The sequence below is a fragment of the Arthrobacter oryzae genome, from assembly GCF_037911235.1.
In the GTDB taxonomy this organism is placed as follows: Bacteria; Actinomycetota; Actinomycetes; order Actinomycetales; family Micrococcaceae; genus Arthrobacter; species Arthrobacter oryzae_E.
Genome location: NZ_JBBLYW010000036.1, coordinates 1 through 12,857 on the forward strand (window position 1 = coordinate 1; position 12,857 = coordinate 12,857).

At 66.2% G+C, this 12,857-nt stretch carries 13 protein-coding genes; all 13 read right to left on the reverse strand.

All coding sequences use genetic code 11. The features are described from left to right. A partial coding sequence (locus WMN78_RS10445; protein ID WP_340533684.1) for an ACT domain-containing protein occupies positions 1–615 on the reverse strand: 615 nt, incomplete at its 3' end. Positions 616–680: 65 nt separating this feature from the next. Beyond that, positions 681–2,150, reverse strand: a complete 1,470-nt coding sequence (locus WMN78_RS10450) for an NAD(P)/FAD-dependent oxidoreductase (protein ID WP_340533685.1) — start codon at positions 2,148–2,150, stop codon at positions 681–683. 52 nt (positions 2,151–2,202) lie between these two features. Continuing rightward, positions 2,203–3,570 (reverse strand): S8 family serine peptidase, encoded by a 1,368-nt coding sequence (locus tag WMN78_RS10455; protein WP_340533686.1) that lies wholly within the window; start codon positions 3,568–3,570, stop codon positions 2,203–2,205. A gap of 49 nt (positions 3,571–3,619) precedes the next feature. Further along, positions 3,620–4,567, reverse strand: a complete 948-nt coding sequence (locus tag WMN78_RS10460) for a Ppx/GppA phosphatase family protein (RefSeq protein WP_340533687.1) — start codon at positions 4,565–4,567, stop codon at positions 3,620–3,622. Further along, positions 4,564–5,256 (reverse strand): DUF501 domain-containing protein, encoded by a 693-nt coding sequence (locus WMN78_RS10465; protein ID WP_340533755.1) that lies wholly within the window; start codon positions 5,254–5,256, stop codon positions 4,564–4,566. The genes WMN78_RS10460 and WMN78_RS10465 overlap by 4 nt, the downstream gene beginning before the upstream one ends. 109 nt (positions 5,257–5,365) lie before the next feature. Beyond that, on the reverse strand, positions 5,366–6,121 hold the full coding sequence (locus tag WMN78_RS10470) for a septum formation initiator family protein (protein WP_340533688.1): 756 nt from the start codon (positions 6,119–6,121) through the stop codon (positions 5,366–5,368). Positions 6,122–6,207: 86 nt separating this feature from the next. Next, complete coding sequence (eno, locus tag WMN78_RS10475; protein ID WP_340533689.1) at positions 6,208–7,488, reverse strand: phosphopyruvate hydratase; 1,281 nt, start codon at positions 7,486–7,488, stop codon at positions 6,208–6,210. Between the two features lie 122 nt (positions 7,489–7,610). Continuing rightward, positions 7,611–8,231, reverse strand: a complete 621-nt coding sequence (locus WMN78_RS10480; RefSeq protein ID WP_340533756.1) for a MazG nucleotide pyrophosphohydrolase domain-containing protein — start codon at positions 8,229–8,231, stop codon at positions 7,611–7,613. A 67-nt stretch (positions 8,232–8,298) separates the two neighbouring features. Continuing rightward, complete coding sequence (locus WMN78_RS10485; RefSeq protein ID WP_340533690.1) at positions 8,299–9,459, reverse strand: adenosine deaminase; 1,161 nt, start codon at positions 9,457–9,459, stop codon at positions 8,299–8,301. A 57-nt stretch (positions 9,460–9,516) separates the two neighbouring features. Then, on the reverse strand, positions 9,517–10,272 hold the full coding sequence (locus tag WMN78_RS10490; RefSeq protein WP_340533691.1) for a DedA family protein: 756 nt from the start codon (positions 10,270–10,272) through the stop codon (positions 9,517–9,519). Between the two features lie 100 nt (positions 10,273–10,372). Beyond that, entirely contained in the window at positions 10,373–10,999 is a 627-nt protein-coding gene (locus tag WMN78_RS10495) for a DedA family protein (RefSeq protein WP_340533692.1), read from the reverse strand. A 97-nt stretch (positions 11,000–11,096) separates the two neighbouring features. Beyond that, the gene (locus tag WMN78_RS10500; protein ID WP_340533693.1) at positions 11,097–12,419 is read right to left on the reverse strand and encodes a thymidine phosphorylase; all 1,323 of its coding nucleotides are present in this window, start codon (positions 12,417–12,419) and stop codon (positions 11,097–11,099) included. Next, positions 12,416–12,853 carry a cytidine deaminase gene (locus WMN78_RS10505; RefSeq protein WP_340533694.1) on the reverse strand — a complete coding sequence of 146 codons (438 nt, stop codon included), beginning with the start codon at positions 12,851–12,853 and terminating at the stop codon, positions 12,416–12,418. The genes WMN78_RS10500 and WMN78_RS10505 overlap by 4 nt, the downstream gene beginning before the upstream one ends. Positions 12,854–12,857 lie beyond the last annotated feature (4 nt).

The following is a 12,857-nucleotide window of genomic DNA, read 5'->3' on the forward strand; positions in this document are numbered from 1 at the left end:
GCCCACCACCTCGCCGTTTTGCTCGGCAACGATGCTGAACTCCGGGAGGTACTCGTCACAGTCGAAGAGCTGCTTCAGCAAGCCCACTTCCACGGGTTCGCCGTCCACGGGTAACCCGGTTGCCGGCGACACCGCGAAGGCGGCCGCGGTGAGCTCCAGGATCGCCGGCCTGTCCTCCGGCTGTTCGGTCCGCAGGACGAGCCGGGGCGCGGGCTGGTCGGAGCTCGACGCGGCAAGTTCGTGCAGTATTTCCAGGGCTCGGTCCGCGTCGGCCACCGGAACCAGGAGATGGTCGTGATGGAATCCGGCGAGTACGTTGCAGCTGATGTGGGCTTCCGTTAGCGCGGCACTGACTGCGGCCGTTAGCCCCAGCGCTTCGAGCGACGAATGCACCTGCAGCGTGATCCAGGCGGCAACAAAGTCGTAGCGAAGCTCCAGACTGTCCGCCTCAGCCCGCGGCAGCACCACGGTGAGCCCCTCAGCCTCCCGGACAGCGGCTTCAATGCCGGGGGCGAGCGGCCTGCCGTAGGGCCACAGAACATACACATACTCCCCCTCGCGCAGCACGGGGTGGATCGATGCCAGGAGGGTCCGGATGTCCTTTTCAGCAGTCATTGAGCCATTAAACAGCAACGGCGGCCATTCCCGAGGGGAACGGCCGCCGTTGCTGTTTTGGCAGGCTACTTTGTGTCAGCCGATACAGTCTGCTTCACCTGGCTGTTGCTGCCTGACTCGGCAGGCTTGTCAGCCACCGGTGCGGCGGGAGCAGCGGCCGGCTTGGGGGCAGGAGTGGCCGCCTCGACAAACGCGCCGCGCGGATTTTCCAAGTCAACCAGCTGGGTAGTGTCGCGGCCCATGAAGAAGCTCAGGATCCAGTTGAAGATAACGCGGAACTTGCGCTCGAACGTAGGCATCGCCATGCCGTGGTAGCCACGGTGCGCCAGCCAAGCCAGGGGGCCCTTGAGGCCGATGCGGCCCAGGAGGTTGATGTTGGCAACACCCTTCCATTCGCCGAAGCCGGCGACGGCGCCCAGGTTCTTGTGCTTGTAGTCCTTGAGCTCTTTGTCCCAGCGTGAGGCCCACAGGTTCTTCGCGAGGCGCTTGGCCTGGCGAAGGGCGTGCTGCGCGTTCGGAACACAGGTACCGTCCGGCAGGCCGCTGCCCGTGAGGTCCGGCACGGCGGCGATGTCGCCGGCAGCCCAGGCGTTCTCAATGATGCCTTCGTCGCCTGCGACTCGCAGGTCCGGGAGGACGCGGACGCGGCCGCGCGGCTCCAGCGGGAAGTCGGTGGAGCGGACCATCGGGTTGGCTTGCACACCGGCAGTCCAGACAAGGGTGTCCGCTTCGAATTCCTGGGCGGCAGTCTTGTCCGGAAGGTTGATGAGCTTCAGGGAGCCCTCGGCGTTATCCAGCGAGGTGTTGAGGAGTACTTCGATGCCGCGGCTGCGCAGGTGTTCCACAACCCATTCGGCCTGCTTGGCCGTGACCTCGGGCATGATGCGGCCCATGGCTTCAACCAGGACGAAGCGGACTTCCTCCTGCTTGACGCGGGGGTTGTTCTTGACTGCCGCGCGGGCAAGGTCTTCCATCTCGGTGATGCACTCGATGCCGGCGAAGCCGCCGCCAACCACCACGAAGGTGAGGGCACGGGCGCGCTCGGCGGGATCGGTGATGGTGGAGCCGGCTTCAATCCGCTCGAGGACCTTGTTGCGCAGCGCAACGGCTTCCTCGATGGTCTTCAGGCCGATGCCCTTGTCCGCCAGGCCCTTGATGGGGAAGGTGCGGGTAATGGCGCCGGCGGCCATCACGACGTCGAAATAAGGCACCTCGAAGTGCGGCCCGCCGTCGGACGGGGCAACCACGGCGGTCCGGTTCGCGTGGTCGATCGAGGTGACCCGGCCCTGGATGAGTTCCGTCTGCTTCAGGTGCTGGCGGTGGGAGACGACAGCGTGGCGCGCCTCGATGTTTCCGCCGGCAACTTCCGGCAGGAAGGGCTGGTAAGTCATGTAGGGCAGCGGATCAACGACGGTGACGATGCCACCGGCATTCGCGATCTTGTTCTGCAGTTTGAGGGCTACGTACAGGCCGACGTACCCGCCGCCGACGACGAGTACCCTGGGACGGTCCTGGAGCTGTGGGGTTGTTGCCATGGCTCAAGAATACAGTAGTTTGTGAAAATCTTCACTAACTTATCGGTCGGCGTTACGTTCCGGTGGAGTCCACTTTGTCCAGCACGCCGGTCTCCGGCCCCTCACGCAGGTTCCGGGGGTTCCTGGACGCCCTTCGCAGCTGGAAAACGGCGCCGCCGATGATGGCCAGGAAGAGCGTTCCGAAACCGACCACCACCACGGCGGGCACGGCACTGTCCAGCTGGGACGGTGCCTCGGCCACCGGAATCGTGGCGGCGGGCAGGGTGGGCGGCGCACTCGTGGGGCTGTTGCCGGGTTCCGCGGCGGGCGTGGTTGCGGCGGCCTCGCCTCGACGGTGGATCCGGATCCAGTCAGCCACCGTGCCCAGCGGGTTGACCTTCGTTTCGGGAACGTCGTCCTTCAATGCGGCTTCAGCATTGAGGACGCCAAATCCGTAGATAGGGTCCTTGCCCGGCGCCCCTGCGTCCTTGGCCGTGGTGACAATCCTGTTGATGACCTGGCTGGCCGTCATCTCCGGCCATTTGGAACGGATCAGGGCCGCGACCCCTGACACGATCGGGGTGGCCCCGGACGTACCGGCCCATTCCGCATAGCCGTCTCCGGGCATGCCGCCGATCAGGTTTTCGGCCGGCGCGGCCACGCCGATGCTGATGCCCTGGGATGACGAGTCGATGCTGGCGGCGCCTTCGCGGTCCAGGCCCGCCACCGTCAGGACGCCCGGTATGGTTGCGGGAGCTCCCACCTGCACGTTGCCGCCCACCCGGTTGCCGGCCGCGGCAACGATGACCACGTCCTTTTGTTCGGCATAAAGGAACGCAGCGTCCCAGCTCTGCGGCCATTCCGGCGACGTGCTGCCCAGCGAAATATTGATCACGCGTGCACCGTTGTCCACGGCCCAGCGGACGGCCGCGGGAATCTGTTCCTGGTCCGTCTTACCGCCCGGGTTCTGGGACCCCAGCCAGGTGGACACCGACAGGATCTGCGCTTCGGGGGCGACGCCCACGATTCCGTCAGGGCCGGGTGCCGGCGTGGGACTCGCGGTGGATTTCGGTGGCTGGTGGCCGCGGCCGGCCAACATCGTTGCCACCAGGGTGCCGTGTTCAGGCTTCGAGCCGATGCTCTTCTGCCCGTCAGCGCTGCCGGCTCCGGAGGCGTCGCTCCCGCCGACGACCGCGCCTTTCAGATCGGGGTGCTTGGCATCCACGCCGCTGTCGATGACGGCGACTTTCACGTTGGCGCCCTTGGAAACTTCCCACGCCTTGGTGATGCCGGACTCGGCGAGCCAGTACTGCTTGTCCCGCCACGAATCGGCCCGGGCTTCCGGTGCCGCGATCAGCGAGGCTGCCAAGCTGCCTGAGGCCAGGGCCATTGCAGTCACGGCGGAGGCCATGCGGCCCCAGCGGGTTGATGCTCTGGTCATTCGGGTCCAATCGGCTGTACAAGCGAAGTCAGTGGCTGATGCCAAGCCCTCAGCTGATACTCAGGGCAATTCCGTCGAGAATATCGTGTTCACTGGCGACGGCCGAAGTGATCCTGCCGTCCGTTACCTCCGCCAGCCGCTCCAGGACACGGCGCCAGACCAGTCCCCCGGCACCGATGACGTCGACCCGGCCCGGGTGCATGTAGGGCAGTCCGGCCCGCTCGGCCTTGGTCATCCCGAGGAGGTCCGTGCATGCCTCACCGACAGTGCCGAGGGGAAGCTCCGTGCCGTGGATTGCCGCAGGCGAGTACTCCGGTAGCCGGAGCGCATGGGCCGTAATGGTGGTGACGGACCCTGCGACGCCGACGACGGCGGTGGTGCGGTCAAGCGGAACGGTCAGTGCCGCCTCGCTGATGGCGGCGTCGACGTCGGCCTCCGCCGCAGCGATCTGCTCCGCCGACGGCGGGTCGCTGCGCAAGTGGCGTTCCGTCATCCGGACACAGCCGACGTCGACGGACCTGGCCGCGATAACGCCGCTGGCGTCGCCGAGTACGAACTCGGTGCTTCCGCCGCCGAGGTCCACCACCAGCACGGGGTCGGCGCCGCGGGACGGAAGGACGCTGCTCGCACCGGCGAAGGACAGCGCCGCCTCTTCATCGCCGGTGATCACTTCGGGCTCCACTCCGAGGATCTCGCGGATGCCGTCGACAAATACCTTCCGGTTGCCGGCATCCCGGGTGGCCGACGTGGCGACGAAGCGCACCTTCCCGGCCCCGTGGTCGCGGATCAACGCGGCGTAGTCCGACGTGGCGGCGAAGGTGCGGTCAAGGGCTTCCTGCGCCAGTTCCCCGGTTGCGTCCACGCCCTGGCCAAGGCGGACCACACGCATTTCACGCACGACGTCGGTCAGCTTGGCGCTGCTCCCGTTTCCGTCCACGTCGGCGATCAGGAGACGGATGGAATTGGTTCCGCAGTCGATGGCGGCAACTCGGGTCACTGGGCGGCCTCCGTGGAATTTTCGGTGTTCTCTTCAGCGTGCTGGCGGTTCTTGCGTACCGGCGCCGGACGCCCCACGATGTCAGGGAGGCCCTGCGGTCCGTGACGGCTGAGGTCCTTCGAGGGAGCCTCCCCGCCGGCGTCCCAGGCGCCGTCACAGTAGCAGCGGTCCGCCGTCCACCATTCGCTGATGGCGGTGATCGCCTCGTCACCCAGCGGATTGACTCCGGGCCCGGCGGCGAGGGAATGGCCGACCAGGACGTGGAGGCACTTCACCCGGGTGGGCATCCCCCCGGCGGAGATGCCGTCGATCTCGGGCACCGCACCGATGCCGGACCGCTCGCCGATCTGTTCCCGGGACACGAGATAAGCGTCGTGGGCAGCCCGATATTGCGCTGCGAGTTCGGCGTCCTCGACCAGGCGTTCGTTCATCCGGTTCATCAGGCCGGCGGCCTCGAGCCGCGACACTGCGGACGTGATGACAGGGTGGGTGAGGTAAAAAGTGGTGGGGAACGGGGTTCCGTTGCTGAGCCGCGGTGACGTTGCCGCCACGAGAGGGTTGCCGCAGACGCAGCGGGCGGGGATCTCAACGACATCGCGCACGGGGCGCCCCAGCTGACGGCTCAGGACGTCCAGGTCCCGGGCTGACGGATGGCTGGACACGGGCGCTGCCGGGACACTTTCTGTCACGGTTTGCCTGCCCGGGGCGTTATCGCCTGCTGCATTCTGGTCCACTGGCGCGGCCGCCTTCCTGCCCTTGGTGGCTGACCCGTGGGAAAGCCGGCGGAGGGCACCGCCTCTAGTCTGTTGCCGAGCGCCTGATGGACTCCCAAAGCGAGTCCACCCATGGCAGGTTGGCCGGGTCCTCTGCTGATCCTGTACCGGCCTGGCCACTGGCGGTCCCGGCCGGCAGATCGCTGCCAAACACCCAGTAGCCGGTTTCTCCCGGCATAACCATGTTAATGCGGTCGCGGGCCTGCTGTTTCACATAGTTGGGGTCCTGCCAGCGGGACACCTGGAGTTTCAGGCCGTCCTGCTCCGCCTGCCGGGCTGCGATATCCGCCTCCAGCGCGGCGATCTCGGCCCTTTTGTCGATGAAGATCTTTACGGTGGGGGCCAGCATGATGGTGATGGCAATCATGACGACGGCCAGGGCCAGCATCCGGCCGGAAAAGGCCTTGGCGGGCACGGGATCCTGGTTGTCAGCTCCGTCCTTGCCGGCATTGCCAGCGGCGTTGCCGGACGAATGGCCTGATACCTGGCTGCTACCCGGCCGGCGGGCTGCCTCCTTACCGGCAGCAACCCCGGCTTTCACCGATGCCCCGAGACGTCCTGCCGCGGCGGCCTTCCCCTCGGCTGCGGGCCGTTGGGCGGGGGATGCCTTGGCTGCGGGCCGTTGGGCCGGGGACTTGGCAGGGGACGTTGTTGCTTCGTCTGCGGGCAGGTGCCGCGTTGCACCGAAGTCCGCGCGGATGACTTCAGCGCCGTCGTCGGCGTCCTTGTGCTGGCGTACCGCGGGCGTGGCCCGTGGAACCTTGGGACGGCGGGTGGCCATGACACTCCTTCAAAAGCGGACCACAAACAAAAACCGGTGGCCATGGTCTTTCAACCATAGCCACCGGTCAGCTGTTTCTTTGGATGCTAGCCCTTGAAACGCGGGAAAGCGCTGCGTCCGGCGTAGCGTGCGGCGTCGTCGAGTTCCTCTTCGATGCGCAGAAGCTGGTTGTACTTGGCAACGCGCTCGGAGCGGGCCGGGGCACCGGTCTTGATCTGGCCCGCGTTGGTGGCAACCGCGATGTCAGCAATGGTGGTGTCCTCGGTTTCGCCGGAGCGGTGCGAGGTGATGGTGGTGTAACCGGCACGCTGGGCCAGCGAAACGGCGTCCAGGGTTTCGGTCAGCGAACCGATCTGGTTCACCTTGACCAGCAGCGAGTTGGCGGTGGCGGTGTCAATGCCGCGCTGCAGGATGGACGGGTTGGTGACGAAGAGGTCATCGCCCACGAGCTGGACCTTGTCGCCGATGCTGTCCGTAAGGGTCTTCCAGCCCTCCCAGTCGTTTTCGTCCAGCGGATCCTCGATGGAAACCAGCGGGTAATCGGCCACGAGCTCGGCGTAGTAGGCGCTCATCTCGGTGGAGGACAGGGCCTTGCCCTCGAATTGGTAGGCACCGTCCTTGAAGAACTCGGAGGAGGCGACGTCCAGGGCCAGGGCGATGTCCTTGCCCGGGGTGTAGCCGGCGTTCTTGATGGCTTCCTGGATGAGGTCCAGGGCGGCACGGTTGGACGGGAGGTTCGGCGCGAAGCCTCCCTCGTCGCCCAGGCCGGTGGAGAGGCCCTTGGCCTGCAGGACGGACTTGAGGTTGTGGTACACCTCTACACCCCAGCGCAGGCCCTCGGAGAAGGTCTCGGCGCCGATCGGGACGATCATGAATTCCTGGATGTCCACATCGGAGTCGGCGTGCGAGCCGCCGTTGAGGATGTTCATCAGCGGAACGGGCAGGACGTGGGCGTTCGGGCCGCCCAGGTACTTGTACAGCGGCAGGTCAGCCGACGCGGCGGCGGCGTTGGCCACGGCCAGGGAGACGCCCAGGATGGCGTTGGCGCCGAGCTTGCCCTTGTTGGCGGTGCCGTCCAGGTCGATCATGGCCTGGTCGATGCTGCGCTGGTCCGTGGCGTCGAACCCGGTCAGCGCCGGTGCGATCTGGTCGATGACGGCGTCAACGGCTTTCTGGACGCCCTTGCCAAGGTAGCGGCCCTTGTCTCCATCACGGAGCTCAACAGCCTCGTGTTCGCCGGTGGAGGCGCCGGAGGGAACTGCCGCGCGGCCAATCTGGCCATCGGAAAGCAGTACTTCAACTTCTACGGTCGGGTTGCCGCGGGAATCGAGGATCTCGCGGGCGTGAATGGCATCGATAAGCGCCATGAATATGCTCCTTATGGTGAAGCGATTTACTGGGAAACTAGCGGAAAAACTCGACGTCCTCGTCAGGGACTAGCGTAGTCGAGAGTGGTGCACGTTACGGAAACCTATCCAGCACCCGGACGTCATGATCCCGTCCGGGACCCGTCCGGGTGACCAGGGCGGTGGCTGTCCTGATACTGCCTGACTGCCCCGCGGAGGGCGCGTTCGGCGTCGAAGCCCCTGCTTCCGGCAGCGGCGACGACGGCGAGCAGCAGCTCACCGAGCTGCTGCTCGGAGTCAATCGTTTCGACAAGCGCCACCACCGGGCCGGCCGGCTGATCAGGCAGCAGCCCTGCCCGCCCGGCCCGGTCCAGGGACTTCCGGGCGCGGGCAAGGGCCGGAAGGTCCTGCGGAATTCCCTCGAAAGGATCACCGCGTTCGGGCTTCTCGGACCGCTTGATGGAGTCCCACTTCCGGACGATGTCCTCCACACTGGCCGGGAAGGTGTCCTGGAGCGAACCGTCCGGCCGGAACACATGCGGATTCCGGCGGATCATTTTCGCCGTCAGGCCGCGGACCACGTCGTCGAAACCGAAACTTCCGCGTTCCTCCGCGAGGCGGGCGTGCAGCACCACCTGGAGCAGGACGTCGCCCAGCTCTCCGCGGAGCTCTGCCTCGTCGGCGCCGGTTTCGATTGTTTCGGCCACCTCAAACGCTTCCTCAAGGAGGTACTCCACCAGCGACTCGTGGGTCAGCGCCCCCATCCAGGGGCAATGTTCCCGGAGGGCGGCAATGACCCCGACCAGGGAGGCGACCGGTACGGTGCCGTCCTTAGGCGAGGTTGGCGTAGGCGTCGTTGATGTACTCAACGAGGGCTTCCTTCTCCTCCAACGGCAGGAAGGCCGCCTCTGCGGCGTTCAGCGTCAGCTCCAGGATGTCATCGAGGTCGTAGTCGAAGGTCTCCACCAGCAGTTCGAACTCGTCGGTGAGGGTCACGCCGCTCATCAGCCGGTTGTCGGTGTTGATCGTGACATTGAAGCCGAGCTGGTAGAGCATGTCCAGCGGGTGGCTTTCGATGCCCTGGCCGAAGCCGGCAATGGCACCGGTCTGCAGGTTGGAGGACGGGCAGATTTCCAGGGCGATGCCGCGGTCGCGGATCCAGCTGGAGAGCTCGCCGAGGGTGACCATGCCGATGTTTTCATCAGCTTCGCCGGCCTCGTCCGCTTCCGCGGAGTCCTCGTCGTCGAATTCCACCGTGATGTCCTCGGCGATGCGCACGCCGTGGCCCAGGCGCAGGGCACGGCCGTCAACGAGGGCCGACTGGATGCTTTCCAGGCCTGCGGCTTCGCCGGCGTGGACCGTTGCGGGGAAGTTGTGCTGGGCGAGGTAGGTGAAGGCATCACGGAAGCGGGCGGGCAGGAATCCGTCCTCGGCCCCGGCAATGTCGAAGCCTACGGCTCCGTTGTTACGGTGGCGGACTGCCAGTTCGGCGATCTCCTGGCCGCGGTCCGCGTGGCGCATGGCCGTGATGAGCTGTCCCACCTGGATCTCCCGGCCGGTCTCGGCAACGGCGTCGACGCCGGCGTCGAGTCCTTCCTGGATGGCCTCGACCACTTCGTCCAGCGTCAGGCCCTTCTGCAGGTGCTGCTCCGGTGCCCAGCGGACTTCGCCGTACACCACACCGTCGTCGGCAAGGTCCTCAACGAATTCCTTGGCCACCCGGAAGAGGCCCTCTTTGGTCTGCATCACGGCGATGGTGTGGTCGAAGGTTTCGAGGTAGCGGACCAGGGAGCCGGAGTCTGCGGATTCGCGGAACCACTCCCCCAGCGCCACGGGATCGGTGGAAGGCAGGGTATGCCCGGCTGCTTCCGCCAGTTCGATGATGGTGGCCGGGCGCAGGCCGCCGTCCAGGTGGTCGTGCAGGGATACCTTGGGGAGGCTCTTGAGGTCGAAGTCGATGGCAGGGGCAGCGTCAAGAATAGGCTCAGTCACGTTCCAACCTTAGGGTCGGCGGGCGTCCGGCGCCACCCGGATACGGGCGGCCCTGCTTCAGCCCCGCGTTTCGACTTCGGCGACGGCGGGAATAGCCAAGGGTGCGACGTCAACGACGTCGTCCCGCTCGGCCCGCCCGCCGTGTTCCGGCGCGGTTGCCTTGCTGGCTTCGCGGGTGGTTTCCCCATCGGGACGTACATCGTCGTGGCGTCCCAGCCGCTTGTGCCACCAGCGCAGCAGGTGGTCGATGATGATCCCGAGGATGATGGCGAACACCACGGCAATACCGGCGCCGAGCAGCGGATTGTGGTGCAGCAAGGGGAAGGAACTCGCCAGCAGGCCTATCCCGATCGAGTAACCCACCCAGGTGACGCAGGCAAAGGCATCCAGGACGAAGAACCTGCGGTGCGGGAACGCGGTGGTGCCGGCCACGTAGTTGACCGCTACGCGGCCCCAGGGGATGTACCGGGCGGTGAAGATCAGGACGGCGCCGCGCTTCTCCAGCTCGTAGTGGGCCCACGCGAAGACACGCTGCACCTTGGGTTTGCGCATCCATCGCCAACGTTCAAGGCCGATCTTCCGGCCCAGCAGGTACGCCATGTTGTCCCCCGCAATGGCGCCGACAAGCGCCGTGGCGCCAAGGATCCACAGGTTGGGTTCACCGCTTTGGCGTGAGAACGCGGCAAGTGCCACGATGAGGGTTTCGCTTGGCACAACCATCGCAAAGCCGTCAACAAAAAAGAACACCAGCAGGATGGGATAAATCCACCATTGACCTGCGGCATGGAGCACTGCCTCATTGATAAATTCCACGCTAGGCCCTGCTCCTATGAAGTGACGGAAATCGCTATTTAGTGTCCCATGGCAGCGGCATGATCCGCTACGCTACGGCCTGCTGAAAATCGCCTGCTGGTCAGGTGCTCCCGGGTGCCGCGGGTTCCTCCGGTATCCGGCCGCGGAAGCGGCTGATCACAATGTCCACAATGATCCCGAGCAGGATGGCGCAGATAATGGCAATGGTGGCGCCGAGCAGGTGGTTGTCTTCGAACCACTGCCCGAAAAACAGCCCGATGGCTACCGAATATGAGGACCACAGCGCTGCGGACAATACGGTCAGCCCCACGAAACGCAAATGCGGGAAGCGGGTGGCGCCGGCGGTGAGGTTTACGGCCACCCGGCCAATCGGAACAAACCGCGCCACGAGCACCAGCGACGCCGGCCGTTTCCGGAGTTCGTTTCCGGCCCACTGGAAGGCGGTCTGCATTCGCCGCCCCCGCATCCACCGCCACCGCCGGGTGCCCACCCGGCGTCCGATCAGGTAGGCGATGTTGTCGCCCCCGAACGCCCCCAGCGCGGCCATGAGCATCAGCAGCCAGGGATTGGGGACATCCGCGGTCGCTGCCACAGCCGCCAGCCCAACCACCACCGACTCGCTGGGGATCGGCGGGAAGAACCCGTCGATCACGCAGCAGGCGAGCACCAGGAGAAGTACCCAGGGCTGCCCTGCCGCCGCGAGAATGAAGTCGTTGATAGCCTGCACAGTTTCCTAACGGGCGGGGCCGCCCGTTTTCTCCCCGACCGGTGCGCGGGACGCCAGGGGCGCCTGCCGCGGGAACCGGCCGAAGAGGGGCACGGGATCAGGCGATGCGGTCGATGATGAGCTGCTGTGCCGGCCGGGAGCCTTCCGGCGCAACAACAACGGCCCCTTCAAGGGCTTCCTTGGCGCGGCCGAATTTCTCCGGGGTGTCTGTCAACAGCGTCATCAGCGGCTCGCCGGCACGCACCATCGCACCGGGTTTGGCGTGGAGCCTGACGCCGGCTCCGGCTTGGACCTGGTCCTCCTTGCGGGCCCGCCCGGCACCCAGCCGCCACGCCGCCACGCCCACAGCCAGGGCATCCAGTTCCACGAGGACACCGTCGGCCGGGGCGTAAACAACCTCAGATTCCCTGGCAACGGGGAGCTTTGCCCGCGGATCCCCGCCCTGCGCCTCGATCATCCGGTTCCACACGTCCATGGCCCGGCCGTCCTTGAGTGCGGCGCGGGGGTCGGCGTCATGAACTCCGGCGCAGGCGAGCATTTCCTCGGCCAGCCGCACGGTCAGTTCGACGACGTCTTCCGGACCGCCGCCGGCCAGGACCTCCACGGATTCCTCCACTTCGATCGCGTTGCCCGCGGTCAGGCCCAGCGGCGTGTTCATGTTGGTCAGCAGGGCCACCGTGTTGACGCCGGCGTCCTTGCCCAGCGCGACCATGGTCTCTGCCAGTTCCCGGGCCCGGGCCTCGTCCTTCATGAAGGCGCCGCTTCCCACCTTGACGTCCAGGACCAGCGAACCGGTGCCTTCAGCAATTTTCTTGCTCATGATGGAGGACGCAATGAGCGGGATGGCTTCCACCGTTCCGGTGACGTCCCGGAGGGCGTAGAGCTTCTTGTCCGCGGGCGCCAGCCCGGCGCCGGCAGCACAGATCACGGCCCCGACGTCCTGCAGCTGGGCCATCATTTCGTCGTTGCTCAGCGTTGCCCGCCAGCCGGGGATTGATTCCAGTTTGTCCAGGGTGCCGCCGGTGTGCCCGAGTCCGCGGCCGGAGAGCTGCGGGACGGCCACCCCGAAAACGGCCACGAGAGGTGCCAGCGGGAGCGTGATCTTGTCCCCCACTCCCCCGGTGGAGTGCTTGTCCGACGTCGGTTTCACGCTGCCATCGGCACGCCTCAGGCCGGAGAAGTCCATCCGTTCGCCGGAGGCGATCATCGCCGCGGTCCAGCGCGAGATTTCCGCGCGGTCCATCCCGTTGAGCAGGATGGCCATGTTCAAAGCGGCCATCTGCTCATCGGCGATGGCGCCGCGCGTGTAGGCGTCGATGGTCCAGTCGATCTGTTCAGGGCTCAGGACGCCCCTGTCCCGCTTGATCCGGATGATGTCGACGGCGTCGAACGCTTCAGTGTTGCTTGGGGTGTGTGTCACCGGGGTTCCTCCAGGTGTTGGGGACCAAAGGCATCGGGTAGCACCTGGTCCATTGTCTTGATTCCCTGTGTGGTCATGAGTTCCATGTCGGGTGCCCGGAACTCGTACAGCAGCTGGCGGCAGCGCCCGCACGGCATCAGGATGTTGCCGCCAGCGTCCACGCAGTAGAAGGCGCGCAGGAGGCCGCCGCCGGTCATGTGTAGGCTGCCCACCAAGGCGCATTCGGCGCAGAGGGTCAGGCCGTAACTGGCGTTTTCGACGTTGCAGCCGCTGACGATCCGGCCGTCCGCGGTGAGGGCAGCCGCCCCCACCGCGAACTTCGAATACGGCGCATACGCGTTCTTCATGGCTGCGACGGCTGCTGCTTCAAGCGCCGTCCAGTCGATACCGCTGCGTTCCGGGCCGGTGCCTGCACTGACGCGTACGCGTGGCATGTCC

Bases quoted from the DNA above. Each gene is read 5' to 3' on its own strand.
- WMN78_RS10505 (WP_340533694.1), bottom strand. From the start codon at position 12,853: ATGCCACGCGTACGCGTCAGTGCAGGCACCGGCCCGGAACGCAGCGGT.
- WMN78_RS10480 (WP_340533756.1), bottom strand. From the start codon at position 8,231: ATGGGGGCGCTGACCCACGAGTCGCTGGTGGAGTACCTCCTTGAGGAA.
- WMN78_RS10450 (WP_340533685.1), bottom strand. From the start codon at position 2,150: ATGGCAACAACCCCACAGCTCCAGGACCGTCCCAGGGTACTCGTCGTC.
- WMN78_RS10455 (WP_340533686.1), bottom strand. From the start codon at position 3,570: ATGACCAGAGCATCAACCCGCTGGGGCCGCATGGCCTCCGCCGTGACT.
- WMN78_RS10470 (WP_340533688.1), bottom strand. From the start codon at position 6,121: ATGGCCACCCGCCGTCCCAAGGTTCCACGGGCCACGCCCGCGGTACGC.
- eno (WP_340533689.1), bottom strand. From the start codon at position 7,488: ATGGCGCTTATCGATGCCATTCACGCCCGCGAGATCCTCGATTCCCGC.